The sequence below is a fragment of the Amycolatopsis heterodermiae genome (assembly GCF_034929455.1).
Lineage (GTDB): Bacteria > Actinomycetota > Actinomycetes > Mycobacteriales > Pseudonocardiaceae > Amycolatopsis > Amycolatopsis heterodermiae.
Genome location: NZ_JAYFSI010000018.1, coordinates 134,539 through 161,173, shown reverse-complemented (window position 1 = coordinate 161,173; position 26,635 = coordinate 134,539). Strand labels below are relative to the sequence as shown.

At 72.5% G+C, this 26,635-nt stretch carries 24 protein-coding genes; 11 read left to right on the top strand and 13 right to left on the bottom strand.

The genetic code is table 11. The features are described from left to right. Window positions 1–580: 580 nt before the first annotated feature. The gene (gene cobF / locus VA596_RS46220; protein WP_323336643.1) at window positions 581–1,342 is read right to left on the bottom strand and encodes a precorrin-6A synthase (deacetylating); all 762 of its coding nucleotides are present in this window, start codon (window positions 1,340–1,342) and stop codon (window positions 581–583) included. Window positions 1,343–1,443: 101 nt separating this feature from the next. On the opposite strand from cobF, the gene VA596_RS46215 reads away from it, so the two are divergent. The 3 genes from VA596_RS46215 to VA596_RS46205 are packed head-to-tail and all read left to right on the top strand — an operon-like array spanning window position 1,444 to window position 4,106. Next, window positions 1,444–1,650 (top strand): heavy-metal-associated domain-containing protein, encoded by a 207-nt coding sequence (locus tag VA596_RS46215; RefSeq protein ID WP_323336642.1) that lies wholly within the window; start codon window positions 1,444–1,446, stop codon window positions 1,648–1,650. A gap of 5 nt (window positions 1,651–1,655) precedes the next feature. Further along, window positions 1,656–3,767: a heavy metal translocating P-type ATPase gene (locus VA596_RS46210; RefSeq protein WP_410171989.1), complete on the top strand. Its 2,112-nt coding sequence runs from the start codon at window positions 1,656–1,658 to the stop codon at window positions 3,765–3,767. Window positions 3,768–3,824: 57 nt separating this feature from the next. Then, the gene (locus tag VA596_RS46205; protein WP_247055614.1) at window positions 3,825–4,106 is read left to right on the top strand and encodes a metal-sensitive transcriptional regulator; all 282 of its coding nucleotides are present in this window, start codon (window positions 3,825–3,827) and stop codon (window positions 4,104–4,106) included. Between the two features lies 1 nt (window position 4,107). Here the strand turns inward: VA596_RS46205 and VA596_RS46200 are convergent, their stop codons facing one another. The 4 genes from VA596_RS46200 to VA596_RS46185 all read right to left on the bottom strand — a co-directional run bounded on the left by VA596_RS46200 (window position 4,108) and on the right by VA596_RS46185 (window position 7,805). Next, on the bottom strand, window positions 4,108–4,791 hold the full coding sequence (locus VA596_RS46200; protein ID WP_323336640.1) for a CPBP family intramembrane glutamic endopeptidase: 684 nt from the start codon (window positions 4,789–4,791) through the stop codon (window positions 4,108–4,110). Next, window positions 4,788–6,053: an ABC transporter substrate-binding protein gene (locus tag VA596_RS46195; protein ID WP_323336638.1), complete on the bottom strand. Its 1,266-nt coding sequence runs from the start codon at window positions 6,051–6,053 to the stop codon at window positions 4,788–4,790. Before VA596_RS46195 ends, VA596_RS46200 begins: the two co-directional genes overlap by 4 nt. 66 nt (window positions 6,054–6,119) lie before the next feature. Then, window positions 6,120–6,965: a coiled-coil domain-containing protein gene (locus tag VA596_RS46190; RefSeq protein WP_323336636.1), complete on the bottom strand. Its 846-nt coding sequence runs from the start codon at window positions 6,963–6,965 to the stop codon at window positions 6,120–6,122. Window positions 6,966–7,085: 120 nt separating this feature from the next. Then, window positions 7,086–7,805, bottom strand: a complete 720-nt coding sequence (locus VA596_RS46185) for an MgtC/SapB family protein (protein ID WP_323336634.1) — start codon at window positions 7,803–7,805, stop codon at window positions 7,086–7,088. A 121-nt stretch (window positions 7,806–7,926) separates the two neighbouring features. On the opposite strand from VA596_RS46185, the gene VA596_RS46180 reads away from it, so the two are divergent. After that, on the top strand, window positions 7,927–8,601 hold the full coding sequence (locus VA596_RS46180; protein WP_323336632.1) for a maleylpyruvate isomerase family mycothiol-dependent enzyme: 675 nt from the start codon (window positions 7,927–7,929) through the stop codon (window positions 8,599–8,601). A 728-nt stretch (window positions 8,602–9,329) separates the two neighbouring features. Here VA596_RS46180 and VA596_RS46175 read toward each other — a convergent pair. The 3 genes from VA596_RS46175 to VA596_RS46165 form a co-directional block, all read right to left on the bottom strand. Next, window positions 9,330–10,673: a copper resistance CopC/CopD family protein gene (locus tag VA596_RS46175; RefSeq protein WP_410171988.1), complete on the bottom strand. Its 1,344-nt coding sequence runs from the start codon at window positions 10,671–10,673 to the stop codon at window positions 9,330–9,332. Further along, complete coding sequence (locus VA596_RS46170) at window positions 10,670–11,248, bottom strand: hypothetical protein (RefSeq protein ID WP_323336631.1); 579 nt, start codon at window positions 11,246–11,248, stop codon at window positions 10,670–10,672. The genes VA596_RS46175 and VA596_RS46170 overlap by 4 nt, the downstream gene beginning before the upstream one ends. 173 nt (window positions 11,249–11,421) lie before the next feature. After that, window positions 11,422–12,117, bottom strand: coding sequence for a winged helix-turn-helix transcriptional regulator (locus VA596_RS46165; RefSeq protein ID WP_323336629.1), 696 nt, complete (start codon window positions 12,115–12,117; stop codon window positions 11,422–11,424). Between the two features lie 296 nt (window positions 12,118–12,413). On the opposite strand from VA596_RS46165, the gene VA596_RS46160 reads away from it, so the two are divergent. The 3 genes from VA596_RS46160 to VA596_RS46150 all read left to right on the top strand — a co-directional run bounded on the left by VA596_RS46160 (window position 12,414) and on the right by VA596_RS46150 (window position 17,469). Then, window positions 12,414–14,705: a TOMM precursor leader peptide-binding protein gene (locus VA596_RS46160; protein ID WP_323336627.1), complete on the top strand. Its 2,292-nt coding sequence runs from the start codon at window positions 12,414–12,416 to the stop codon at window positions 14,703–14,705. Window positions 14,706–14,742: 37 nt separating this feature from the next. Beyond that, on the top strand, window positions 14,743–16,182 hold the full coding sequence (locus tag VA596_RS46155; protein WP_323336626.1) for a SagB family peptide dehydrogenase: 1,440 nt from the start codon (window positions 14,743–14,745) through the stop codon (window positions 16,180–16,182). Window positions 16,183–16,263: 81 nt separating this feature from the next. Next, window positions 16,264–17,469: a sensor histidine kinase gene (locus VA596_RS46150; protein ID WP_323336625.1), complete on the top strand. Its 1,206-nt coding sequence runs from the start codon at window positions 16,264–16,266 to the stop codon at window positions 17,467–17,469. A gap of 583 nt (window positions 17,470–18,052) precedes the next feature. Here VA596_RS46150 and VA596_RS46145 read toward each other — a convergent pair. After that, on the bottom strand, window positions 18,053–18,658 hold the full coding sequence (locus VA596_RS46145) for a response regulator transcription factor (RefSeq protein WP_323336624.1): 606 nt from the start codon (window positions 18,656–18,658) through the stop codon (window positions 18,053–18,055). 182 nt (window positions 18,659–18,840) lie between these two features. Next, window positions 18,841–19,590, bottom strand: a complete 750-nt coding sequence (locus tag VA596_RS46140) for a helix-turn-helix transcriptional regulator (RefSeq protein WP_323336623.1) — start codon at window positions 19,588–19,590, stop codon at window positions 18,841–18,843. A gap of 443 nt (window positions 19,591–20,033) precedes the next feature. Here VA596_RS46140 and VA596_RS46135 point away from each other — a divergent pair, with 443 nt between their 5' ends. Next, window positions 20,034–20,216 (top strand): hypothetical protein, encoded by a 183-nt coding sequence (locus VA596_RS46135; RefSeq protein ID WP_323336622.1) that lies wholly within the window; start codon window positions 20,034–20,036, stop codon window positions 20,214–20,216. A gap of 319 nt (window positions 20,217–20,535) precedes the next feature. After that, complete coding sequence (locus VA596_RS46130) at window positions 20,536–21,141, top strand: response regulator transcription factor (RefSeq protein ID WP_323336620.1); 606 nt, start codon at window positions 20,536–20,538, stop codon at window positions 21,139–21,141. Between the two features lie 502 nt (window positions 21,142–21,643). On the opposite strand, the gene VA596_RS46125 is transcribed toward VA596_RS46130, so the two are convergent. Then, window positions 21,644–23,995, bottom strand: coding sequence for a sensor histidine kinase (locus tag VA596_RS46125; RefSeq protein WP_323336618.1), 2,352 nt, complete (start codon window positions 23,993–23,995; stop codon window positions 21,644–21,646). A 161-nt stretch (window positions 23,996–24,156) separates the two neighbouring features. After that, window positions 24,157–24,675 (bottom strand): DUF899 family protein, encoded by a 519-nt coding sequence (locus VA596_RS46120; RefSeq protein ID WP_323336616.1) that lies wholly within the window; start codon window positions 24,673–24,675, stop codon window positions 24,157–24,159. 145 nt (window positions 24,676–24,820) lie between these two features. Between VA596_RS46120 and VA596_RS46115 the strand changes: the two genes are divergently transcribed. Further along, window positions 24,821–25,441: an L-threonylcarbamoyladenylate synthase gene (locus tag VA596_RS46115; protein ID WP_323336614.1), complete on the top strand. Its 621-nt coding sequence runs from the start codon at window positions 24,821–24,823 to the stop codon at window positions 25,439–25,441. Window positions 25,442–25,447: 6 nt separating this feature from the next. Here the strand turns inward: VA596_RS46115 and VA596_RS46110 are convergent, their stop codons facing one another. Further along, the gene (locus VA596_RS46110) at window positions 25,448–26,110 is read right to left on the bottom strand and encodes a maleylpyruvate isomerase family mycothiol-dependent enzyme (protein ID WP_323336612.1); all 663 of its coding nucleotides are present in this window, start codon (window positions 26,108–26,110) and stop codon (window positions 25,448–25,450) included. 140 nt (window positions 26,111–26,250) lie between these two features. Between VA596_RS46110 and VA596_RS46105 the strand changes: the two genes are divergently transcribed. Next, window positions 26,251–26,634, top strand: a complete 384-nt coding sequence (locus tag VA596_RS46105) for a YciI family protein (protein ID WP_323336611.1) — start codon at window positions 26,251–26,253, stop codon at window positions 26,632–26,634. Window position 26,635 lies beyond the last annotated feature (1 nt).

Genomic DNA, 26,635 nt, shown 5'->3' with positions numbered 1-26,635 from the left:
AGAGGGCCCGGCCCGGTCGAGAACCCATGGTTCTCCCGGCCGGGCCCTTTTCTATATACCCACCCACAGTGCATGTGTCGTCCCCGCAATCACACGCGTCGACCTTCTGATCACGTGCCGGCTCCCCAATCACGCGTGTCGACCCTGCAAACACACGTGTCGACTCCGCAGTCACGGCTGCCGACTCCCCAATCACGCAAGACCCGGCTGGAATCACGCTAGTTCCAACACTGATCACACGAGACCGTGTCCCGGCACCGAGTGATGCCCGCCTGATCACGCGTGAAGCCCGTGGGATCACATGAGCCGGCTTTGCGGTGTCCGAAGTGGACTCTTTGGCGCTCGAATTCCTTGCCGGCAAGCGCGACCGGACGCGGAATGGCTTGATTCCCAGCGGACCCTCACGTGCTCCGAGGTGGAACTCGCGTGATTCGGGCCGGACCTCGCGTGACCGAAGGCCGAACTCGTGTGACCGAGGGGCAACACTCGTGATCGCAGGGGCATCTCGCGTGATTGGAGGGGCATCACGTGTGATGGGGAAGCCGACTCGCGTGTCTGGAGGGACGGGTCGGGCGGGGGGTTAGGGGGTGGGGCGGCGGAGTAGGTACGTGTCCATGATCCAGCCGTGGCGTTCTCGGGCCGTTGCGCGGGTTTCGCGGATTTCGGCCGCCAGGGCCGGGGTTAGCGGGCCCGAGATGAGGATTTCGTCTGGGGTGCCTACGTACGCGCCCCAGTAGATTGTCAGGTCGTCGGACGTGAAGCGGTCGAATGTTGTGTGGGCGTCCAGGAGAACGAAGACGTCGTCGACGTCGGGCGGCCAGCCTGCGGCCAAGCGGCGGCCTGTGGTGAGCTGCACGGCTCGGCCGATCTGGTTCATCGTCGTGCGGTGGCGGGCCGTCAGGGCCGAGATGCTGCTGATCCCCGGGATCACCTCGTACTCGAACTCGACGTTCCCCCGCCCTAGCACCGCCTCGATCAACGCGATCGTGCTGTCGTACAGCGATGGGTCGCCCCACACCAGGAACGCGCCCGTCTGGGACGGTGTCAGCGAGGAGAGGATCGCGTGCTCGTAGAGTTCGGCGCGGGCTGCGTGCCAGTCGGCTACCGCTGCTCGGTAGTCGTCCGGGGTGCGGTCGCGGGGTGGGTCCGGGACGAGCACGGTGCGGTACGGGCGGGTGACGAACCGGTCGAGGATCTCCTGGCGCAGGCGGACCAGGTCGGACTTCTCCTCGCCCTTGTCCAGCACGAAGAACACGTCGACGCGGTTGAGGCGGTCCACCGCCTGCACGGTGAGGTGCTCGGGGTCGCCGGCGCCGATGCCGATCGCGTAGATCTTCCGCATTCCGCGAGTGTGCCTGCCGGAGCGAGCACCGCCACACTGGGGGTTGCTGGAGAACCCCTACCCCCGATGGGTATAAAGGAAGGGGAACGAGAGGAGCTCCGATGACCGAAACGACCTACACCGTCGAGGGCATGACCTGCGGGCACTGCGCCACCTCGGTGCGCGAAGAGGTCTCCGAGCTCAGCGGCGTCCGCGAGGTGGACGTCGACTTCGAGAGCGGGCGCGTCACCGTGACCAGCGACACCCCGCTGACCGCCGACGCCGTCGCCGCGGCCGTCACCGAGGCCGGCTACCGCCTGGTGGCCTGACCGCCGTGGCCACCGCGCAGTCCGAACGCGTCGAGCTCGCCATCGGCGGGATGACGTGCGCCTCCTGCGCGGCCCGCGTCGAGCGCAAGCTCAACAAGGTCGGCGGCGTGACCGCGACGGTCAACTACGCCACCGAGAAAGCCCAGGTCAGCTACCCCGGCGGGCTCTCGGTCGAGGACCTGGTCGGCGTCGTCGAGGCCGCCGGGTACTCCGCGCGGCTCCCCGAGCCCGAGGCGCCGGCCGAGGACGGCACGCTGCGCAAGCGTTTGCTCCTCTCCGCCGTGCTCACCGTCCCCGTTCTCGCGCTCGCGATGGTCCCCGCCTGGCAGGTCGACTACTGGCAGTGGGTCTCCCTCGTGCTCGCCGCCCCGGTCGTGACGTGGGGCGCGTGGCCGTTCCACCGCGCCGCCGCGGTCAACCTGCGCCACCTCACCGCCACGATGGACACGCTGATCTCGCTCGGCGTCGTCGCCGCCACGGCCTGGTCGCTGTACGCGCTCCTGTTCGGCATGGCCGGCGAGATCGGCATGCGCCACGGCTTCGAGCTGGTCGGCACCGGCATGGCCGGCGACAACCTGTACTTCGAGGTGGCCGCCACGGTCACCACGTTCATCCTGGCCGGCCGCTACTTCGAAGCCCGGTCCAAGCGCCGCGCCGGCGCCGCCCTGCGCGCGCTGCTGGACCTCGGCGCGAAGGACGTCACGGTGCTCCGCGGCGGTGATGAGCGCCAGGTACCGATCGAGAGCCTGCACCCCGGGGACGTCTTCGTCGCCCGCCCCGGCGAGAAGATCGCCACCGACGGGGTGGTCACCGAAGGCCGCTCCGCGGTCGACACGAGCATGCTCACCGGGGAGGCGACGCCGGTCGAGGCCGGTCCGGGGGACGCCGTCACCGGCGCCACGGTCAACGTCGGCGGGCGGCTGCTCGTCCGCGCGACGCGCGTCGGCGCGGACACGCGCCTGGCGCAGCTCGCGCGCCTGGTCGAGGCCGCGCAGAACGGCAAGGCGCAGGCCCAGCGCCTCGCCGACCGGGTGTCGGCGGTGTTCGTCCCCGCGGTCGTCTTCGCGGCGCTCGCCACGCTGGTCGTCTGGCTGGCGACGGGTGGCAGCGAAGAGCAGGCGTTCACCGCGGCCGTCGCGGTGCTGATCATCGCCTGCCCCTGCGCGCTCGGCCTGGCGACGCCGACAGCGCTGCTCGTCGGCACCGGCCGCGGTGCGCAGCTGGGCATCGTCATCAAGGGCCCCGAGGTGCTCGAGTCCACCCGCCGCGTCGACACCGTCGTGCTCGACAAGACCGGCACCGTCACCACCGGCCGGATGACGCTGGTCGAGGGGGACGGCGAGGTCCTCCGGCTGGCCGGCGCGGTCGAGGCGGCGTCCGAGCACCCGATCGCCCGCGCGATCGTGGCCGCGGCCCGGGAGCGGTTCGGCACGCTCCCCGCCGTCACGGACTTCCGCAGCACGGCCGGGCTCGGCGTGACCGGCGTCGTCGAGGGCAAGCGGGTCAGCGTCGGCCGGGAAGCGGCCGGGACGTCCGGCGTGCACGTGGCCTGGGACGGCGAGGTCCACGGGCAGCTGGTCGTCGCCGACACGATCAAGCCGACGTCCGCCCAGGCCGTCGCCGAGCTGCGCGCACTGGGCCTGACACCGGTGCTGCTGACCGGCGACAACGCGGGCGCGGCCCGGGCGATCGCGGCCGAGGCGGGGATCGACGAGGTCGTCGCCGAGGTGCTGCCCGAAGGCAAGGTCGACGTCGTGAAGCGGCTGCAGGCCGAGGGCCGGGTCGTCGCGATGGTCGGCGACGGGGTCAACGACGCCGCCGCGCTCGCGCAGGCCGACCTGGGCCTGGCCATGGGCACCGGCACCGACGCGGCCATCGAGGCCGGCGACCTGACGCTCGTGCGCGGCGACCTGCGCGCCGCGGCCGACGCGATCCGGCTGGCCCGCCGGACGCTGGCCACCATCAAGGGGAACCTGTTCTGGGCGTTCGCCTACAACGTCGCGGCCCTGCCGCTGGCCGCGTCCGGGCTGCTCAACCCGATGATCGCGGGCGCGGCGATGGCGTGCTCGTCGGCGTTCGTGGTGAGCAACAGCCTCCGGCTGCGCCGCTTCCGCTGATACGTGGGGTGGGTATAGTCGAGGCGGAGGGATGCCGACGACGGGGACAGGTGCGCGATGACGGGTTACGGCAACGAGCGAGAGGCCTATCTCAAGCGCCTGCGGCGGATCGAGGGGCAGATCCGCGGGCTGCAGCGCATGGTCGAGCAGGACAAGTACTGCATCGACATCCTGACCCAGGTCTCGGCGGCGACGAAGGCACTCCAGTCGTTCTCGCTGGAACTGCTCGACGAGCACCTCGCGACCTGCGTGGTCCAGGCGGCCGCGGCCGGCGGTGAGGAAGCCGACCTGAAGGTCCGGGAAGCCTCGGACGCGATCGCGCGGCTGGTGCGTTCCTAGCTCACCGGACCAGCACGGCCAGCGTCAGGCCGCCGGCGTTCGTCGTGAAGTGGACGATCACCGACGCCAGCACGCCGTGACCCCGGTGGCGCCACCAGTGCAGGAAGATCCCGGCGACGCCGGCCGCGGCCATCGCGAGGACCTGCAGCACCACCACCGGCGTGCCGCCGAACACCGCGTGGACCGCCGCGTTGCGGCCGATCGCCAGGGCCGGCAGGTAGTGCCAGAGCCCGAACAGGGCCGCCGCGCCCACGATCGGGGGCCAGCGCCAGCGGTCGTCCCGGGCGCCGAGCAGGGCCGGCAGCACGCCGCGGAACGCGATCTCCTCGATCAGCACCGTGCCGAACAGGATGCGGCCGCACGTCAACCAGAGCAGCTGCCCGAAGTCCGGGGTGCCGACCCGGCCGTCCTGGTAGACCGTCCGCAGCGCCGGCACGGCCAGCGCGATGCCGAACACCACCGCGACCAGCCCGGCGCCGGCCAGTCCGACCAGGGCGGGCCGCCGGACCGAGCGCAGGCCCAGGTCGGCCCACGACAGGCCGGCCGCGCGCGCCAGGCCGACCAGCACCACCGCGGCCACCAGCCCGCACACCGGGTACGCCCAGCCGGGCAGCACGCGGTTGGCCAGCGTGGTCGACGCGGCCAGCGTCACGACGGCCGCGACCAGGGCGAACGCTCGGATCAAGGGATGATGTCCCGCGAGTTGAGCGCGTCCGTCAGCCGTTCACGCAGCTCGGCCGCGGTGGTGGCCGGGTCGATCTCGGACGGCGGGGACAGCACCTTCGAGATCACCGTCGACAGGTTCTGGTACGCCGGGGTCAGCGGCCGGACGGCGGCGTCGGACAGCGCGGCCAGGATGTCCGGCTTCATCGGGAACTGCGCGGCCATCGTCGAGCCCGGGTCGGCCGGGTCCAACGGCGCCGGGTCGTCGTAGACGGACCTGGTCGTCGGGGCCAGGCCGTCCTCGATCGCCTGGTACTTCTGGCTCGCCGGGCTGCGCAGGCACAACGCCGCTTCGAACGCCTCCGCCTTGTGCGGCGAGTACGTGCTGATCGCCAGGTTGAAGCCGCCGATCGTGACGCGGCTCGCGCGCCCCGGCACCACCGACGGGTAGCGGGCCCAGCGGACGTGCGGCAGGTCCTGCGGCTTTTCCTTCGCGTAGGAGGCGTAGACGTACGGCCAGTTCAGCTCCAGCGCGCCCTGCCCGCGCTGGAACGCCTGCCGGACCTCGTCCTCCTTGGAGTTGCCCAGCGACGGGTCGGTGATCCCGGCCGTGGTGAGCGTCTTCAGCAGCTCCAGCGCGCGGACGGCGCCGTCGTCCATCAGCACGGACCTGCCGTCGTCGGAGAGGATGTGCCCGCCCGCCGACGCGACGAGCGTGTTGTAGAACACCACCAGGCCCTCGTACTGGGCGCCGGTGAACAGGATGTTCGCCGGCTTCCCGGCCGCCTTCAGGGCCTTGGCCTGCGTCATCATCTCGTCGAACGTCTTCGGCGGTGACGGCGTGAGCCGGTCGTCGTACCAGAGCAGCTGGACGTTCGTGTGCTTCGTCGCCGCGTACAGCTTCCCGTTCCAGCGCGCGGTCGACAGCGGCCCGGGCAGCACGTCCCGCGTCGCCTCGGCTTCGGCGGCGCCGGTCCACGGCACCACCCAGCCCGCCTCGGCGAACTCCGGCACCCACGTGACGTCCAGGCCGAGCACGTCCAGCGACGGGTCTTCCGCGGCGAGCCGGCGCACCATCTGCTCGCGCTGGCCGTCCGCGCTGCGCGGGAGCTTGTGGTACTCGATCCGGTACCGGCCGCCCGCGGCCGCGTTGCAGGTGTCGACGACGTGCTGGAGGTTGTTCTCCGGGGAGACGTACAGGTTGACCGTCAGGCCGGAGCCGCCGCCGCACGCGCTGAGCGTGCTCGCGAGCAGCACGGTGACCAGCGGGATCGTGACGCGCATGGGTCCCCCTCACCTCGGCCGGGCGATCACCTGATCATCGGGGCAACCCGGCCGGGGGACAAGGGGTCAGCCGACGGCGTCCGAAAGATCGTCCGCCGGGGAGCGTCTCTGGACGGGCACCCGTTTCGGCATCGGCAAGGTGGCTTCGGGGTCGGACGCCGGCCGCTCGTCGAGCGCGACGGCCGCCTCGGCCAGCAAAGATCGGCAGCCGGTGAGGCTCGCGTGGAGCTTGTCGCGGACCTCGGTGAGGGCCGCGACCTCGCGTTCCGCCGCCGTGACCAGGGTTTCGGCGCGCTGGGTGGCTTCCGCGACCAGCCTGTCGGCCTTGGTGCGGGCGGCCGTGTCCTGCTCGGCCAGCTCGCGCATCGCCTCGGCCCGGCGGAGCGTCATCGCCCGCGTGTGATCCTCTTCCTGCTGCGCCCGGCGGTGCGCCGCGGCCTCGTCGAGCTCGCGGCGGCGCTGCTCGGCCGCCCGCAGGAGTTCCTCGTGCTCGGTGCGCTGCCGCTCGCGATCGGCTTCGGCCTTGGCGAGGGCGCTGCGTTCCTTTTCGGTGAGCCGGACGGCCTCGAGCTCCGCGTCACCCTTGATCCGTTCGGCGGATTCCGTTGCCCGCGCGGTGATTTCGGTCGCTTCCTCGCGGGTGAGCTCGATCATCCGGCGCGAGCGCTCCTGCAGCGCGTCCGCCGCGATCGGGGTCCGGCTGATCCGGTCGATCTTCAGCCGGAGCTCACGGTTCTCCTCGGCGAGCGCGGCCGCGCGACGCGCCGCGGCGTCGCGTTCGGCGGTGAGTCTGGGGATCTCGGCTTCGGCCCACTCGACGTATTCGACGACCTGCGCGCGATGAAAACCGCGCCACGCCAGGTCGAATCCGGGCCGCGTGCGCGCCACGTCCTCGCCACCGCCGGGGGCCATGTCTCACCTCCGAATTGGATGGTTTCTCCTCGGCCGCACGTTTTCCTTGCGGTACCGGGGATTTCCGGGTGCACCCCAGTGTGCCGCAAACCCGCCCCCGCGCGCTGCCCGGGCGGGTGATCATTCGTCGAGCGGTTCTCCCGCGCCGGTGGACGTGCTCCGGACGCCGGGCAGTTCGGCCAATTCGGCGGCGAGGTCGTAAAGATCACCTCGCCCGTCGAGCCGCAGCGTGACGACCGCGATCCGTTGCCCTTCCTCGGAAACCGACTCGTGATCTACCTCCACGTGGTGCACGGACCAGCCACGTCCGGTGCACACCGCGAGCGCCGCGCGCAGCACGCCCTGGCCGTCGGCGTAGGTCAGCCGCACCACCGGCGGTTCCCTGCGGTGCCGGGCGACGAACCGCTGCAGCGGCGGCAAACCGCGTGTCACCACGAAATGCCCGATGGTCGTGCCGACCGCGAGCACCGGCAGGCCGGCGCCGCACGCCGTGCCGACCGCGGCGGTGAGCCAGATCGTCGCGGCCGTGGTCAGGCCGCGGACGGCGTCGCGGCGGACGAAGATCAGCCCGCCGCCGATGAAGCCGATGCCGGAGACGATCTGCGCGGCGATCCGCGACGGGTCGAGCGCGACGTGCTCGGTGCCGAGCAGGTCGGCGAAGCCGTACTTCGACACCAGCATGAACACGGCCGAGCCGACGCCGACCAGGCTGTGCGTCCGCAGCCCGGCGGCTTTCATCCCGGCTTCGCGCTCCAGGCCGATGGCGACGCTGAGCAGCAGCGCGAGCAGGACCGGCGGCAGCAGCTCCCACTGCGCCGACGTGGACCACAGTGTGGGCAAGGTCACGACCTCCCGGGGTCTCGGGGCGCCCGGCGATCCGGCAAGCGAGGAGAACCTCCGGGGCCGTCACCAGGGCATACTGAGCGGATATCACCGATCGTGCCAGGACGGGGGAGAGCGCATGACAGTGCGTCGGCCGGTCGCGGCCCCCGACTTCGTCGGTTACCCGGAGGTGCGGCGCGGCATCCGCGCGCTGCTCGACGGGCGCGACGGCCTGGACCTCCGGCCGGTCCCGGCGTGTCCCGAGTGGACCGTCACGGACCTGCTCGCGCACCTGACCGGCATCGCCGAGCGCGTGCTCGTGCGCCACGGCGGGACACCGCCGGCCGCGCCCGCGCCCCGGGACGTCCCCGGCCTGCTCGACCGCTGGGACACCGTGGGCGAGGAGCTCGACCGGCTGCTCGCCGAGGCGGGCGGGACCAGCGGCGAGATCATGGTGATGGACGCCTACACCCACGAGCTCGACCTGCGCGCCGCGCTCGGCGTGGCGCCGCCGGACGAGCACCTCGCCTGGGCCCCGAGCTTCGAGGTGCTGGTCCGCGGCTTCTCCGGCTCGGTCGCCGGCCGCGGCCTCCCACCGCTGCGGGTTCGCACGACGGAGGGTTCCGAGTGGACGGCGGGGCACGGCCGGCCCGCGGCGTCGCTGACCGCGCCTGCCCACGACCTTTACCGCGCCCTCGCGGGCCGGCGGTCGGCGGCTCAGCTGGCGGTGTTGGACTGGAGCGAGGCACCGGAGCCCTGGCTGCCTGCGTTCACCTGGGGGCCGTTCGTGCCGCCTTCGTATCCCGGCGTTTGAGTTCTGGCCGCTTGGCGGTGGTCGCCGTGGTTGGTCGGCTGGATGCTGGTGGCTGGGCTGGGGCTCGGCGCGGTGGTCTGGTCGGTTGGCGCCTGGTTGCTGTGCTGGGGTGGGGCCCAGCGAGGTGATTTGGTCGGCTGGAGTCTGGTGGCTGGGCTGGGGCTCGGCGCGGTGGTCTGGTCGGCAGGCGTTCGGTGGCGCAGCCGGCGATGTTGAGCCGGGGTGAGGCTCGGCGCCGTGGCCGGCTGGCGGCCGGTGGCAGAGCTGAGGTGGGGTCCGGCGCCGTGGTTTTGGTCGGCTGCGCCTGGTGGCTGTGCTGGGGTTCGGCGGTCGTTCGCCGAGGTGTTGGCCGGTTGGCGTTCGGTGGCGCGGCTGGTGGTGTCGAGGCGGGCTGAGGCTCGGCGCCGTGGCCGGCTGGCGTCCGGTGGCTGTGCTGGGGCGGGGTTGGGCGCCGTGGTTTGGCCGGTGTTGAGCCTGGGTGAGGTTCGGCGCCGTGCTCTTGGTCGGCTGGTGCCTAGTGGCTGTGCTGGGGTGGGCTCGGCGATCGTTCGCCGAGGTGCCGGTCGGTTGGCGCCCGGTGGCGCAGCTGGTGATGTTGCGCCGAGGTGCGGCGCCATCGTCTTGGTCGGCTGGCGACCGATGGCTGGGCTGGGGTGAGGCTCGGCGACGTGCGCCGAGGTGGCGCAGCTGCCGGGCCGGAGTGAGGTGTGGGAGCTGCCGAGCGCGGCTCAGCCTCCTGGCGAGGTCACCGTGAGGACTGCGGCCAGGCCCAGTACCAGCACCGACAGCACGACCTCCGTGCCGACCGCCAGGCGTAGCCGGCGCAGGTCGGCCGTTACCGTGGCCGTGCCGCCGGATGACCTGACCGTGATGCCGCGCTGTACCGCGCGGCGGGACACGCGCGCCACCGCCAGCAGGGCGGCGAACCCGGCGATCTTCAGCAGCAGGATCAGGCCGAATCCCGTGGTCCAAAGCGTCGAGATCGACGGCATGATCCGCAGCGCCAGCACGGCGCCGCTGACCGCGACCGCGAAGACCGCGCTGCCGGCCAGGCGGGAGAAGCGGGTGACCACCGGGCCCAGATCCTCGCCGGCAGTGGGGCGGCGCAGGGCGAAGGCGAGCTGGATCAGGCCGCCGGCCCAGATCGCGATGGCGCCGTAGTGCACCAGGTCCGCGCCGACCGAGACGAACATGATCGGGTCGGTCACCGGGTGGCCGGTCGCCGAGAAGCTCAGCAGCACCAGGAAGCCGGTCACCATCGCGCCGTTCTCGTACCGCGCGCGCAGCCGCTCGGATTGCCCGGGCGCCAGCAGCCGCGGCACGAGCACCGCCAGCACGGCGACGGCGGCCAGCCGCAGCAGCAGGAGCTTGCCGTAGGCCACGCGCAGGGTGTCCGACAGCAGCCCGGTGTCGAAGACGGCACCCAGGCCGCGTCCGGCGGCGTACGGGCCCTGGAGCACGAGCGCGGCGACCGCCGTGACGGCGGTGAGCCCGGCTCCCCACGACAGCAGGCGCCGGGTCCGCGGGTCGGTGCCGCTGTCCGGGCGGCACGTCCGCACGAACGCGAGCCCGCCGAGCAGCACCACCCCGATGTAGGAGAGCCAGCGGAACGTCGTGGAGAGGACGTCCACCGCGGGGTCGGTGCCGGTCGCGGCCGCGACCGCGCCCGCCGAGGTGATCAGCGGGCCGGTGCCGACGACGAAGGCGAACGTGCCGCGCACCGGGTGGGAGTCGGCGGAGACGAAGGCGTACTCGACGAGGTAGCTGCCGTCGGGCAGGTCCGGCCGCAGCCGGACGGCGACCTGCTCGGCGGCGTCGCCGGGCTGGAAGACCGGGCCGGTGTCGGCCTCGGTGCCCTGGGTGTCGACGACCTTCAGCGAGCCCGGCTGGATGCCGACGTTCTCCGACAGCGTGACCGAAACCTGGGCCGGCGCCGCGGTCAGCCGGGTGCCGTCACCCGGCGTGGAGGAGATGATCTCGACGTGCGCCGACGCCGGAGCCGCGGTGAGCACCAGCCAGCCGGCCAGGAAGGCCAGCAGGGCCAGTGCCCGCCGCAGCACCCGGCGGCTCACGAGCCGGACAGCGCCGGCGCCTGCGGCTTCAGCCCGCAGGTGCAGCCGGTGAGCTCGTGCTCGGCCTTCGACGCGCGCCGGTGCAGCACGACGGCCACGATCATCGGGATGGTGACGATCGTGTTGTAGAACAGGTGCAGCTCCACCCGCGGGATCAGCAGCTGGATGATGCTGGTGGGCACCTTCTGCCCGGCCAGCCGCCAGCCGGACTGGGCCTGGATGAACAGCAGCAGGTGCTCGATGTGGTGCCAGAACTGGATGCCCAGCGCCAGGTTCCACCACTGCCGCGAGCGGCCCGCGAACCCGTGCCGCAGCACCCAGAGGAACACCAGCATGACGAGCGCGTAGCCGTAGTGCAGCCACTCCTGGGAGATCAGCCACGGGAACGGCATGCCGAGCACGCCCCTGGCCCGTGACGTCGGCCAGCCGAGCCCGTAGATCTGGACGGCCTGGACGATGTGCTCCGCCCAGTGCGCGATGACGATGATCATGAACACCGCGAGGGCGCGGTGGTGGTAGCGGCTGTTGAGCCCGCCGAGGAAGCCCGCGGGCCGGGCGAGTTCGGACGTCGACATGCTGACCCCAGTTTTCGCGTGTACGCCAATGCCTTGGTGCGTAGACGATAGCCGCTCGCGCGCGGTGATCCGTTACTCCGGATTGCTGACATCGCAAGGGAAGTTGCGGCAGACAGCGGATTGCGCACCGGCGGGCGGGTGAGACCGCGCCACCCGCCGGTGCGGGGGACAGGTCAGTGGAGGGCGAGCCCGGTCGGGCGCTCCGGTGCCGGCGGGATGTGGAACAGCCGGGTGAACAGCTCGAGGTGGGCCGGGTCGCCGTCGATGCGGACCTTGCCGCTGCTGATGGCGTCCTGGGCGCCGAGCTTGCCGTTGAACAGGTCGATCATCGCCGGTCCCTGCGGCTCGATCACCAGGTCCGCCGCGGGCAGCGCGCCCGCCGCGGCCTTCAGCGCGCCGTCGTCGACCATCGCGTGCACGATCATCTCGCCGCCCAGGTGGTGCAGCTCGTAGTTGACGTGCACGCCGGACGCGGCCTCCTCCTGGAAGGTCGTGTACAGCGAGATGATCGCGGTGTCGAGGGTGAACACCTCGTCGGCGCGGGGGTAGGTGAGCGAGCGGGCGCCCCACAGCCCCAGCTCGAGGACGATGTTGTCCAGCTCGTTGCCGTACTCGGTGAGCTCGTAGACGACGCCGGCGTCCAGCTGGGACAGCACGCGGCGGCGGACCACCCCGGCCTCCTCCAGCTCGTTGAGCCGCGAGGTGAGGATGCTGACCGGGATCCGCGGCAACGTCTGCTGCAGGTCGGTGAACCGCTTGGGGCCGAGCACCAGGTCACGGACGACGAGCAGCGACCAGCGTTCGCCGACGATCTCGAGCGCCCGTGCCAGGCCGCAGAACTGTCCGTAGGTGCGAGCAGAGGTAGGCATACTCGGGTCCTCACTTGTCTCGGGTCCGGACCGGGCACCGTCCGGCTCGCGCGTGGCCGCGGGTTCCGCTACGGTGCCTCAGTCGCCGTGCATGTACTCCCGGCGTCTCCGTCTACGGTGACGGCTCGGGACGTGACCCGGCCAGTGGGATCCTCACCGCTACCACATGTGTTGCCCAGGTGGGCCCGTGCAATTCGCACGACTTCGCGATGTCTCGCGCACTGGCTGCGAGTCCCCCGGAGGAGCAGGATTCGGACACTCGTCCCGTACGACCTCGCAGACCGGCAGGAGTGCTCATGCGCAATCCAGCGGTGGACACGACCGGTGCGCGGACGGCGGGCGGGCAGGGGGCCGCGGGGCCGACGCTGGCGTTCAAACGGCACCTCCGGGCGGAGGTGCGGGCCGGGAAGGGCGCGTACCTGTTCTCGGAACAGGGTGTCATAGCCATGCGCGGCGCGCAGATCGAATCACTCGCGTCCCTGCTCGACGGGACCCACGACCTCGAAAGCCTGCTGCGCGACCGCCCCGGCGGGATGCCGCCGGACCAGGTCCGCGCGCTGCTGGCCCAGCTCGTGCAGGCCGGGCTGGTGACGGTGCGGGAGCAGGGCGGGCAGAACGACGAGCGGGCGCTGGCCTACTGGGACGCCTGCGGGGTGGACGCCGAACGCGTCGCGACCCGCGAACGGCCGAGCCGGGTCCGGCTGATCACCGTCGGGGACGACATCGGCACCGAGCGGGTGCGCGCAGCGCTGACCGAGGCCGACGTCGAGGTGGTCACCGGCGGGACCGACGTCGCCGACCTGTCCGTGGTGCTCTGCTCCGACTACCTCGACCCGCGCCTGGCCGCCGTGGACGCCGCGCACCGGGCCGGCGGCCGTCCGTGGCTGATCGCGCGGCCGTTCGGCGCCCAGGTCTGGATCGGGCCGGTGCTGCGGCCCGACGGCGGGTGCTGGCACTGCCTGACCCACCGGCTGTGGGGCCACCGGCACGCCGAGGCGTGCGTCCAGGAGGTGCTCGGCCACGACGGTCCCGCGCGGCGCCCGGTATCGGCGGTGCCGCCGCTGACCGCGGCCGCGGCCCACTTCGTCGCGCTCGAGGCGTGCAAGTGGCTGGCCGGCTACCGCTACGAAGGCCAGCAGTGCGTGTGGACGCTCGACACGCTCGACCTGCAGGGCCGCCTCCACGAGCTGCGCCGCCGCCCGCAGTGCGACGGCTGCGGCGACACCGGGCTGGTGGCCCGGCGCTCGGCGGCCCCGGTCGTGCTGCAGCCGGCGAAGAAGGTGACCTCCGGCGGCGGCGGGCACCGCACCGCGACGCCGGCGCAGATGCTCGAGCGGCACCGGCACCTGATCAGCCCGATCACCGGCATCGTCAAGGCGGTGCGGCCCGACCCGTCGGCCCCCGCGTTCGCCAACGCCTACCACTCCGGCCCGAACGTGACCCGGGGCGTCACCGGGATGGCCGCGCTGCGGGCCGGGCTGCGCTGCCAGAACGGCGGCAAGGGCGTCACCCCGCTCGACGCCGAGGTCGGCGCGCTGTGCGAGGCCGCGGAGCGGTTCTCCGGCAGCTACCAGGGTGACGAGCTGCGTATCCGCGCCACCTTCGCCGAGCTCGGCGAGGAAGCCCTGCACCCCAACGACTGCATGCTGTTCGCCGAGCGGCAGTACGACGGCCGGGAGGCCTGGAACGCCGAGCACGCGGACTTCCAGCGGGTGCCCGAGCGCTTCGACACCGGCGCCGCGATCGACTGGACGCCGGTGTGGTCGCTGACCGGCCGGCGCCGGCTGCTGCCGACGGCGCACCTGTACTACGGCACGCCCGGCGCGCGTGGCGTGCACGCCGACTCGAACGGCGCGGCGGCGGGCAGCAGCCTGGAGGACGCGATCCTGCAGGGCGCGCTCGAGCTCGTCGAACGCGACGCCGTGGCGCTGTGGTGGTACAACCGCGTCCCGGTGCCGGGGGTGGACCTGAACTCCTTCGGCGACCGGTGGCTGGAGGAGATGACCCGCAACTACGCGGGCATCGGCCGCGAGCTGTGGGTGCTCGACCTGACCTCGGACCTCGGGGTGCCGGTGATGGCCGCGCTGTCGCGGCGCACCGACGGCCCGCGCGAGGACGTCATCCTCGGCTTCGGCGCCCACCTCGACCCGCGCATCGCGGTGCGCCGCGCGGTGACCGAGCTCAACCAGATGCTGCCGATCGTGCTGGCCGCCGGCCACGAGCTGGACGACCCGGACGCGCGCCGCTGGCTGGAGTTCGCCACCGTCGCGAACCAGCCCTACCTCCGGCCGGCGGCCGGGGAGCGGATGCGGGCGGCGGGCGACTTCCCGTTCGTCGAGCGCGCCGACGTCGGTGACGACGTCGAAGCGCTGGCCGCGACGCTCGGCGGGGCCGGCTTGGAGCTGCTGGTGCTCGACCAGACCCGCCCCGACGTCGGGATCCCGGTCGTCAAGGTGCTCGCGCCCGGCCTGCGGCCGCTGTGGGCCCGCTTCGCCCCGGGCCGCCTGTTCGACGTGCCCGTCCGGCTCGGGCGGCTCGACGCGCCGACGCCGTACGACCGGCTCAACCCGCTGCCCATGTTCCTGTAGCTCCTCCCACTCGCGGTACCCGCTCTAGGAGTTCGCTGTGCCTGCTGACCGCCCGGAAGCGGGCTCGGAGACCGTCCGGCTCTGGTCGTTCACCGAAGACACCCTGCTGGAGAACGGGGAGGACGACACCCTGGTCGCGGTCACGTGGTGGGGTGAGTACGAGCTGGCGCACATCGCCCCGCAGGTACGCGACTCGCTGGACCGGATGCTGCTGGGGCCGGTTTCGATGGACAACCTCGCCTCGTCGATGCCGGACGCCGCCGGGGACTGGCGGGGGATGCTGCGGAAGGTCCTCGACCGGCTGGCGGGCTCGGTGGTCCACTCGGTCGGGCTCAGCGACGGCCGCGGGCCGGTGCTCTCGGCGATCCCGGTGACCCAGGCGCCGGTGTTCTCCGCCGAGCCCGTCCCGCCCGGCCGGCTGGTCAAGCTCTCGCGGTTCGCCACGATGCGCCCGGACGACGGCGCGCTCGTGGTCGAGTCGCCGCGCGCCCGGTACCGGCTCGCGCTGCTGCGCCGTCCCGCCGTCACCGTCGCCTCGTCGCTGGCCGGGCCCGTCACCGTCGAGCGGGTCGCGGCCGACAGCGGGCTGCCGGAGCCGGTCGTCGCCGACGTCGTCGCGTTCCTGGTCGCCGCGGGGGTGGCGCTGGTCGCCGGGCCGGGGGCGGAGTTCGCCGAGGACACCGACACCGACCTGGCCGTGTGGCCGCCGGAAGACCTGATGTTCCACTCCCGCAGCCGGACCTGGCAGAAGGTCGGCCCGCTGGAGCCGGGCGGCGACCGGTCGGGGCCGGAGCCGCCGGTGCTCAAGCTGCTCCCCGCCGGTCCGGTGATCCCGCTGCACCGCCCGGACCCGGTGACCGTCGGATCCGACGGCGCGAGCCTGACGTCGCTGCTCGAACACGACCACAGCTGCCCGGAGTCGACCGGCCGGAGCCTCACCGCCGAGCAGCTGGGCGAGTTCCTCTTCCGGGCCGCCCGGGTCCGCTCGATCGGCCAGGCCCACCTCCCCGGCTGGCCCAGCCACGAGGCGTCCCAGCGGCCGTACTTCAGCATCGGCTGCCTCTACGAGCTGGAGATCTACCTCAGCGTCAACCGCTGCGTCGGCCTGGCGCCCGGGATCTACCACTACGACCCGCTCGCGCACGCGCTTGCGCCGGTCAACGACGACCCCGCGGCGCTGGCCGCCCTGCTCGACCTCGCGATGATCGGCGCCGGCGGCCACCGGCGCCCGCCGGTCCTGCTGACGATCACCGCGCGGCTGACGCGGACCGCGTGGGTCCTCGGCAAGGCCGCGTACGCGACGACCCTGGTGCACGTCGGCTGCCTGCAGCAGATCCTCTACCTGACCGGGCTGGCGATGGGGCTGAGCGCACACGCCGTGCCGGTCGACGCGGGCGACCGGGTGGACCGCACGCTGGGGCTGGAGTGGCCGGCCGAGGTCAGTGTCGGGGAGTGCGTGCTGGACCTGCCGGGGTGACGCCGTTCCGGTGACGCGCCGTCGCCGGAGCCGACCTCCTGTTACCTTAAACTCTCGGGGGTGGGCGACGCGGGAGGGGCCGTGGTTGTTCCGGTACGGATTTCTGGGGTCGGCCTGGCCGCCCGGACGGTCGCGGCCGCCGACGAGCCTGATGAGCCGGAAGAGACGCCGGCCGCCGTGGCCGCGCGCGGGCAGCGGGACTTCCGCCACCTGGTCACCGGGGCCCGGTTCGTGGCCGCCGTCGCGGTGGGCCTGCTGGTACCGGCCTTCACGCTGACCGGGCGGGAGCCCTGGCCGGCCCAGCTCTCGGCGGCCGGGTACACCGCCGCCCTCGTCGTCGTCTACCTCGCCGGGCTCGGCCGGGGGCGGGCCCGCCGTCCGGTGCCCGCGCTGATCCTGCTCGCCGCGCTGAGCGGGCTGCCGATGCTGCAGCTCGGGGTGCGCTGGGCGGTGGCGAGCGGGTTCCTCGCCGGCGGTGTCCTCCTGGTGGCGCGCCCGGCGCGGGCGGTCCCGGCGGTGGTGCTGGTGTGCCTGGCGGCCGGCCTGCTCGTCGCGCTGCCCGAACCGCCCGTGGCCGCGGTGTTCGACGGCCTCACCGCCGCGGCGGTGACCGCGGTGGCCGGGGCGGCCCTGTTCGGCTCGGCCACCGCCGCGCGGCTGGTCGCCGAACGGGAGGCCGAGGTCCACGAGCTGAAGCGGCGGACGGTCGCCGAGGAGCGACGGCGGTTCTCCCGGGACATGCACGACCTGCTGGGGCTCAGCCTGTCGGCGATCACCCTCAAGGGTGAGCTGGTCAACCGGCTGGTCCTCACCCGGCCGGCGGCGGCCAAGGAAGAGCTCGCGGAGCTGCTCGTGATGTCGCGGCGCGCGCTGGCCGACGTCCGGGCCGTCGCGGCCGGGTACCGGGAGCTGTCGCTCGACGACGAGTGCCGCGCGGTCGTGGACGTGCTGACGGCGGCCGGGGTGCGGGTGACGTCGTCACGGGCCGGCACCGGCGACCTCCCGCCCCGGGTGGCCGGCACGCTGGCCGCCGTGCTGCGGGAGGGCGTCACGAACGTGGTCCGGCACAGCTCGGCGACCTGGTGCGCGTTCAGCGTGTCCACCTCGGACGGCACGGCGTGGCTGGAGATCGTCAACGACGGCGTCGGCGCGTTCGCCGGCGGCCCGGCGGGCTCCGGCAGCGGGCTGGTCAACCTGGCCCGCCGGGTCGAGGCCCTCGGCGGCCGGTTCACCGCGGCGGCGGAACCGGACGGCACGCACCGGCTGGTGGCCGAGATCCCGGTGTGAGGGCCCGGGCGGAAGCGCTTTCTCCGCCGCCGTCCTTTCCGGACCGCGAGTTCGGCTTACCGGACGCTCGAGGGCGAGTGCGGCTCACGGGCCGCTCGAGGTGGCGCGGTGCGGGAATCCGGCGTGGTGGCGGCGGTTCCGGCGGGACGGATTCCGGCGGGCCCACCGGTGCGGACCCGGCGGATCAGCCGGCGGGGGCGGTGCGGGTCGGCACGTCGCCGGCAGCGTTCGGGGACACAGTGCCTAGAGCCACTCCGCCTCGGTGGCGGTGCGGGTCGGCACGTCGTCGGCAGCGTTTGGGGGCACAGTGTCTAGAGCCACTCCGCCTGGGTGGCGGTGCGGGTCGGCACGTCGTCGGCAGCGTTTGGGGGCACAGTGTCTAGAGCCACTCCGCCTGGGTGGCGGTGCGGGTCGGCACGTCGCCGGCAGCGTTCGGGGACACAGTGCCTAGAGCCACTCCGCCTGGGTGGCGGTGCGGGTCGGCACGTCGTGGGAAGCGTTCGGGGACACAGTGCCTAGAGCCACTCCGCCTCGGTGGCGGTGCGGGTCGGCACGTCGCCGGCAGCGTCCGCGGGCACCGCGCCTAGAGCCACTCCGCCTCGGTGGCGATGCGGATGGCGTGCACCCGGTTGCGGGCGTTCAGCTTCGTCACGACCGCGGCCAGGTAGTTGCGGACCGTGCCGGCCGACAGGAACAGGTCGGCGGCGATGTCCGAGACCGTGCGCCCGCGGGCGGCGAGCGAAAGGATCTCGATCTCCCGCGGCGTGAGCGGGCAGTCGTTGGTCTCCCAGGCGGCCAGCGCCAGCTCGCTGTCGATGACCCGGCGTCCGATCGCGACGGACCGCACGGCGTTCGCGAGCTTGTCCGACGGCGCGTCCTTCAGCAGGAAACCGTTCACCTTGGCGTCCAGCGCGCGCCGGACGGTACCCGGGCGGCCCAGGCTGGTGAGGATCAGCGTGTGGCAGTCGGGCAGGGTCTCGTGGATCTCGATGGCCGCGGACAGGCCGTCCTTGCCCGGCAGGTCGATGTCGATCACCGCGACGTCCGGCTGGGTCGCCTTCGCGGCCGGGAGGATCTCGTCGCCGGCGGAAACCTCGGCGACGACTTCGATGTCGGACTCGAGGTTGAGCAGCGCGACCAAAGCGCCGCGGACCATGTGCATGTCCTCGGCCAGCAATACCCTGATCACTGCGATACCTCGCACCCCAGTAGGCGATACCCCGTTCGCAATGGTACGCCATTGCCCGTCACCGCCGTCGTTTTCGCGAAAGGCGCGCCCCATTCCGCGCCCCCTCGCGCCGGCGCGGAAATGCCCGCCGGCCCGGGGAATCGCGGCGGTGCGAAGTGGCGCACCGCGCGCGGTTCCCTTCCTCAGACGGCCACCGCGTGAGCCGCCACGGCCTTGCGCAGGTCGGGCAGCGCCAGCAGCACCGGCGGGTCGAACCCGCGCCGGGGCCGCAGCCGGACGTCGGCCAGGCGCGCGGTCACGCCCACCTGGATGGTCACCGGCCCGGTCAGCCCGGTGAACGGGCGCTGGCCGTACTGGTCGAGCGGGCTGGCGCCGTAGGCGTGCGTGATGAGGTACCACGAGCCCGGCGGCACGTCTGCCAGCGTGTACGGCCCCGGGCCGGGCACCAGGGTGTGGCGCGCCGGCAGTCCTTCGGCGATCCGGGCGGGGAACAGCCCGACGAACACCGGCCCGACCTCGGCCGGAGGCATGGCGTGCAGCTGGCCGCGCACCGTCGCACCGGGCAGCCGGTGGTCCGGCCGCTCGGCGATCCGCGGTGACGCGCCGCGCAGCTGGCGGTAACCCGACGGCGAGACGCCCACGCTGCCGCTGAAGCGGGCGCTGAAGGTCCCGACGCTGTTGTACCCGACCTGGTGGCTGATGTCGGCGACCGAGATCGTGGTGGTCGTCAGCAGCCGCTTGGCCTCGGCGAGCCGCATGGCCGAGAGGAACCGGCCGGGCGAGAGCCCCGTGGTCCGCAGGAACACCCTGGTGAAGTGGAACTTGCTGAACATCGCGGCGCGGGCGAGGTCGTCGATCGTCAGTCGTTCGCCCAGTCTGTCCCGCATGGTCACGATGGCCCGTGCCACCGCCTGCCGGACGATCTCATCCATGGTGGGCCGTCCCCTCAGTCGACGTGGCCGCCCCGCGCCTTCCGGCGAAGGCATCCGGTGCGGAGAAATGGGTTGCGTCTAAAACCCTAGAACGGTCGGCGTCTACTTCTTAAGTGCTCAGCGCATCGGTGCGGATGGATTTCGCCGGGTGCGGACATGCGTTTTGCACATGCCCGCGAACGCCCCGATCCGGTGGTTCTCGTCGGCCACTCGACACGTCCGCGACCCGTGTGATCCACAACACGTCGCAGTCGCCTTGTGACGCAGCGTCGTATTCCGGGCTTCTTCGACCTATTCATTGCTCTGTTCGGAGCAACGCCGGGCACTGGAAAGAGCATGTGTAAGGCACAAGTGGCCGATGACACGGGCACTGGCCGCCATCGGCCCGCTGGGCGACTATTTATGTCACGTGAAGCATTCATCTTCGCCACTGGGAGAGAACAATGTCCGCACCTTTTTCTGCTGACGTTCGCACGCTTTTCGCCGACCTGGGGATCGAGACCGAAAGCACCGAGCGCGCCACCGGGCTGGTCATCGACCGGTTCGAGCTGTGGGGAGACAGCGCGCCGGCCGCCGGGGCCGTCCGGGCCAGCATCTGCCGCGTCGACGTGCTCGAGGCGGCTTGACCGACGTCGATGCCGGGCGTTCTCACCACGGGCCGGCCGTGACCGGGCACTCTGTGCCCGCCGCGGCCGGCCCGCCGCGTTGGTGGGACAACGCCTTCCCCGTACTCCTGCCGGAAAGTTTCCGACGCGAACTGAGTTTGTCACTTCGGGTAGTCACCCGAGTGCGTGGCGGCATTTTTAACCGTGCTCTTGCCCTAATGCGCGAGCATTAGCGTCAGTAGTGCCCAAGGGCGCCTGAACGGGGTAACCGAGTTTGCCGTACACGGTGTTTAACTGGGTTTCTGGGGAGAGTTCCGGGGAGCCGTCTGGGGAGGCATCCGTGATCCGAGTGCTCGTAGCCGAAGACATGCACATAGTCCGGGGGGCCCTGGTGGCCCTGCTCGGCCTCGAGCACGACATCGAGGTGGTCGCGGAGGTCGCGGACGGCACGGAGATCCTGCCCGCGGCCCGCGAGCACCGCGCGCAGGTGGCCGTGATCGACATCGACCTGCCGGGCATGGACGGCCTGACCGCCGCCGGTGAGCTGCACGAACGGCTGCCGGAGTGCCGCACGCTCATCCTCACCAGCCTGGGCCGCCCGGGCACGCTCCGGCGGGCGCTGGACGCCAAGGTGGGCGGTTTCCTGCTGAAGGACGCGCCCCCGGACAAGCTGGCCAACGCGGTGCGCGGGGTACTGGCCGGCCGCCGCATGGTCGACGGCGACCTGGCCCTGGCCGCATGGGACACGGTGGACTGCCCCCTCACCGGCCGCGAGCGCGACGTACTGAGGATGACGGCGCAGGGGTACGGGACAGTGGAGGTCGCCGCGCGGCTGTACCTGTCGGCGGGCACGGTCCGCAACTACCTGACGACGGTGGTGGCCAAGCTGAACGCCCGCAACCGCGTGGACGCGATCCGCATCGCCGAGGAGTCGGACTGGATCTGACGCCAGGTTCGGTTTCTGTGGTCGGCTGGCCGCCGGGGTCGGTGGGTGTTCGGCTGGGGCTGGTTGGTGGGTCGGTTCGGTGGGTGCCGCGTGGACTGGGCTGCGGTTCGGCTTCTGTGGTCGGTGCCTGCCGGCTCTGCGGCGCGCCGTGGAGCCTGGCGGGGGCGTGGGGCTGGCGTTCGGCTCTCGTTGCCGGCCGGATCGGGGAGCTGTATCGGCTGCGGTCCGGTGGTTCGGACCTGTTTCTGTGGTGAGGTGCTCGCCGGGGTCTGTGGCGCGCCGAGATGCCGGGGCTGTGGGACCCGCGCCGATTGACGTGTTGGTTTGGTGGGGGCGTGGGGCTGCGGTCCGGCTCCTGCGGTCGTTGCCGGCCCGGAGCTGGGCCTGGCGCCGAATCGCCTAGCCTGGCCGTGGCCGTATGGTGCCGCGGCTGGTGGTTCGTTCCGCGCTCAAGCCGGTGGTCGGCAACCGAGTCAGGTGTGGTTCTGGGCCGCCGTCCGGCTCAGACCGGGACCACCGCGCGGAGCCGGAAGCGGCCGTCCGCCTCCACTCCTGCTGTCAGCTGTCCGCCCAGGTCCGTGACGCGGTGGGTGAGGTTGCCGATGCCCGTGCCCGGGGAGACCTCGCGGCTTGCGCCGTCTGTGGCCGCCGGGGCCGGTGACGGGTCGGTGCCGTTCACGCCGTCGTTGACGATCTCCAAGGTCACGCCCGAGTCCGAGCGTCGCATGGCGATCTCGCAGCTCTCCACCGAGCTGTGCCTCAGCACGTTCGTGACGCCTTCGCGCAGGACGACCGCCAGTACCGTGCGCACGGGCGTCGGCAGCTCGTCGTGCAGCATCTCCATGCGTACCCGGACGTCGGCGGCCACCAGCACGGACCGGGCGGCGCGTGACTCGTTGTCCAGGGACAGCTCGCGGTAGCCGCTGGCGACCGAGCGGACGTCGGACAGGGCCTGCCGGGTCAGCTGGAGGACCTCGACCAGCTCCTCGGTGGCCCGGCCGCGGTCCAGCGGGAGCACCCGGGCGGTCAGCTCGCTCTTCAGCGCGATCGCCGACAGGCTCATGCCGAGCAGGTCGTGCAGGTCCCTGGCGAACCGCAGCCGCTCCTCGGCCAGCGCCATCTCGGCCAGGCGGCGGCGGGTCTCGTCCAGCTCGGTGACCAGCCGGGCCAGCCAGAGGAGGCCGAACACGGCCAGCCCGATCATCACGGCCGCGACGGTGTAGAAGACGGTCGCCGCGGGGCCTGCCCCGGTGAGGCGCTGGATCTCGGCGTAGGCGGCGATGTTGATCAGGAAGAACAGCCAGCCGACGGCGGGCGGCATGACCAGCAGCGCGCTCCCCAGCAGCAGGCCCAGGACGCTGGCCCAGTCCTTCCCCAGCGCCACCAGCGGCAGGTAGATCAGGCACGCCTGGACGAACAGCATCGCGTAGCTCTGGGCCGTGCGCAGCACCGTCGACGGGCGGTTGAAGTAGGAGAACTGCAGCGCCAGCAGGGCCGTCACCGGGCCGGCGACCAGCGCGATCCGCCACGGCTCGGTGGTCAGCTGGAGCTCGTGCACCACCGCCCCGGCGCCGAGCAGCGACATCACCACCGGCAGCAGCAGCCGGATCCGCCGGGACTCGGCCGCCGGCTCGGGCCCGGCGGCGTCGCCCGCCGGCCGGTCGAGCACGGTCGGCAGGGGCAGCTCGACGCGCAGGGTGAACCGGCCGTCCGGGCCGGCCTCGGCGGTGGCGGTGCCGCCGAGGGCCGCCACCTCTTCCGGCAGCTTCGTGAGCTTGCTGCCCGGTTCCAGGGCCTCCTGGCCGGCCGTCACCCCGTCGTTGACGATCTCCAGGGTGACCTTGCCGTCGTGCTGGCGCACGTTGATCTGGCAGTGCTCGACGTCGCTGTAGCGCAGGACGTTCGTGACGCCCTCCCGCAGCACCCTGGCGAGCAGCGTCCGCGCCTGGACCGGCAGGTCGTCCTGGTCGAGGTGCACCTGCACGGCGATCTCGGACGCGCCGAGCAGGGACTCGGCCGTCCGGGACTCCTTTTCCAGCGACAGCTCGCGGTAGCCGTGCGAAACCGCGCGGACGTCGGAGAGCGTGCGCTGGGCGGTCGCGGTGATCTCCGCGAGCTCCTCCTTGGCGCGCTCGGCGGACTTGCGCATCAGCCGGTGCACCAGCTCGCCGCGCAGCGCGATCGCCGACAGGCTCAACCCGAGCAGGTCGTGCAGGTCGCGGGCGAAGGCGAGCCGCTGTTCGGCGACGGCCCGCTGGGCCAGTTCGGTGCGGGCCAGGTGCAGCTCGTGCACCATCCGGGCGAGCCGGGCCAGCAGGTAGAAGACCAGGCTGTAGACCAGCATCGCCAGGCCGCCGTAGATGGTCGACAGCAGGTCCTGGTCGAAGGCCTGGTAGATCCAGATGACGCTGGCGCAGGTGGCGGCCAGTGCCGGCCACGCCCACCGGGACGGCAGGACCAGCAGCGCCGCGCCGCCGACGAAGTCCGGCATGTCGGCCCACAGGATGCCGAACACCGGGATCGGGAGGTAGGCGAGCACCACCATCACCGCGAACAGGACGTGGCCGGTCCTCGAGCGGAGCCGGGCGGTGGGGCGGCTGAACCACAGCAGCTGGATCGCGAGCAGCGCGGTGATGCCGAGCAGGCCGTAGACGCCGTGGATGACGTCGACCGAGGCGGACAGCAGGAGCAGGTTGGCGATCCCGATGACGCTGAACCCGGCGATGACGACCACGATGATGCCCGCCGCCAGGTAGGTCGCGAGCCGGGGCCGGCGGTCCACGCCGGTGGTGCCGCGGGGTGCGGCCGTGGCGGACTGGCCGGGGGTGGGTTCGAGCGCTGCGACCGGGGACATCGGGAACCCTCCGGCTGTGTGGTGCGGCCAGCTACTCCGGGACCGGTCAGGGCGCAGTGCTGTCCGTCCGCGAGCCATCGTAGCCCACTCACGGCCGGGACCCCGGTAACCGGAATCGGTCTGGACCATTCGTCGTACCCCGTCGCCGTCGCGGTCCGGTGCTACTGCCCGGCGCGCCGGGCGAACGGGACCGGCCCCGGGACGGCGAGCAGCCCGAGGAAGTCCAGTTGCGGCACGGCGATCGAACCGATGTGGCGCACCGAGTCCCGCTCCCGGCGGAAGAAGCTCAGCCCGGCGCAGTCGTCGTCCCACGGATCGGTGGGCTCGGCCGACGGGATCCGGTGGGTCGCCGCGAAGTCCTCGGCGAAGCCGGCGCTCACCACGGAGTACGCCGGGAGGTTGCGGCCGAAGTGCCGCCGGTACTGCTCCAGCTTGGGGTACGGGGCGTGGGAGACCAGCACCAGCCGCAGGTCCTCCTCGGCGAGCGCGGCCGCGACCTCCGCCGTCGGCACCAGGTCCTCCGGGCCGCTGAAGTCCGGCATCGGGTGGTACACGGCCAGCCGTGCGCGGTCGCCGAACAGGTCCGCGAGCAGGACCCGGCCGTCCGGGCCCTCGAACTGGTACTTCCACAACGTGACGGCGGGAGTCCGTTGGGACTCCGGCAGGGTCAGTTCTGTCACGGCGAGTCCTCCCGGCTGTGGCCCTCGACGCCGATTGTGCGCCCGCCGGGCCGGTGCTGTCCCCACCCTCGCGGGGACACCGCACGCAGGGAGACGCGCGGGCCCGCCGTGCCGTGCACGGGCCGTGACCCTAGGCTCACGGGCCATGGCACGCTATTTCGACCTGCACCCGGACAACCCGCAGAAACGGGCGCTCGGCCAGGTCGTCGACATCCTCCGCGGCGACGGGCTGATCGCCTACCCGACCGACTCGTGCTTCGCGCTCGGGTGCCGTCCGGGCAACCGCGAAGGGCTCGACCGGATCCGCTCCATCCGCAAGCTGGACCACCGCCACCAGTTCACCCTGGTGTGCCAGAACTTCGCCCAGCTCGGCCAGTTCGTCATCATCGACAACTCGGTGTTCCGCGCGATCAAGGCCGCGACGCCCGGCAGCTACACGTTCATCCTGCCGGCCACCAAGGAGGTGCCGCGGCGGATGATGCACGAGAAGAAGAAGACCGTCGGCGTGCGCATCCCCGACCACCACGTCACCCAGGAGCTGCTCGCCGCGCTCGGTGAGCCGCTGCTGTCGAGCACGCTGCTGCTGCCCGGTTCGGACGAGCCGATGACGCAGGGCTGGGAGATCAAGGAAGAGCTCGACCACCAGCTCGAAGCGGTGCTCGACTCGGGCGACTGCGGCGTCGAGCCGACCACGGTCGTCGACTTCTCCTCCGGTGAACCGGAGATCGTGCGCTACGGCGCCGGGGACCCCGCGCCCTTCGAGTGACGCCGCTCAGCTCTCCAGCAGTTCCAGCCATTCCACGGGGTGCTCGCCGATGAACGTCAGCGCGAGGTCCTCCGCACGGCGGCGGCCGGTGACGAGCAGGCAGAAGTCCTCGGCGGAGCCCGCGACGCGGCCGGCGGCGTCCTCCGGCCCGAACGTCCACAGCGTCCCGGACGGCGCCCGCAGCTCGAACCGGAACGGCCCCGGCGGCGTCAGCCGGTGGCGCCGGTAGGCCCGGTCCCTGGTCCGGACGCCGTAGTAGGCGACGTGCCCGATGGCGTCGTCGCGCCGGGCGCGGACCCCGAGCGCGTCCGCGATGTCCTGGCCGCCGGCGAACAGCTCGGTCAGCGCGGCGGCGGCGAGCACCGACGGGCGCAGCGGGCCGTCGCGCCACGGCAGCGCCGGCTCCGGCGGGGCCGCGGCGAGCAGGGCGTTGGCCTTCCGCTGCTCGATCAGCCAGGACACGATCGCCTCGTCGAGCGAGTCGTAGGAGACCTGCGGCGTGACGCCGAACGAGCCGGGGTTCTCGGCGCTGAGCCGGACCAGGCGCGCGGTCGACGTCAGCCGGGCGAAGTGGCCGGTGAGGTCGGGGCCGGGGCCGTACCCGTGCCGCTCGGCCAGCTTGACCAGCTCCTCGGTCTCGGCCTGCAGGTCCGTGAACACGTCGGCCATCGGTGCCACCCTCCTGGTTCCGGGTACCGGGCTGCGCAGGCCCAGGCTGGCACGCGGGCCCGCGGCCGCTCCACTCCGCGCGTGCGACGCTATGTTCGTCGCGACGAACATAGCGACGACCAGGCGAAGGGAGCCCGGAGTTGAAGTACCTGCTGGCGATGTACCTGAACCCCGACGTGATGGCCGGACTGTCCGAGCAGGACATGGACGGCATCATGACCGGGCACCAGGAGTACATCCGCACCATCCGGGAGTCCGGCGAGATGATCGGCACCCAGGCCCTCGCCCCGGTCGCCGACAGCAGCGTCGTGCGGGTGCGCGGGGGCCTGCCGGCCATCACCGACGGCCCGTTCCTGGAGACGAAGGAGTTCCTGGCCGGCTACTACCTCGTGGACGTCGAGGACAAGGCGCGCGCACTCGAACTGGCGGCGATGATCCCGGACGCCGCGATCGACGGGCTCGCGGTCGAGGTGCGCGAGATCGTCTTCTTCGCCGACGCCGAGTCCGCGATCCCCGGTTCGTGAG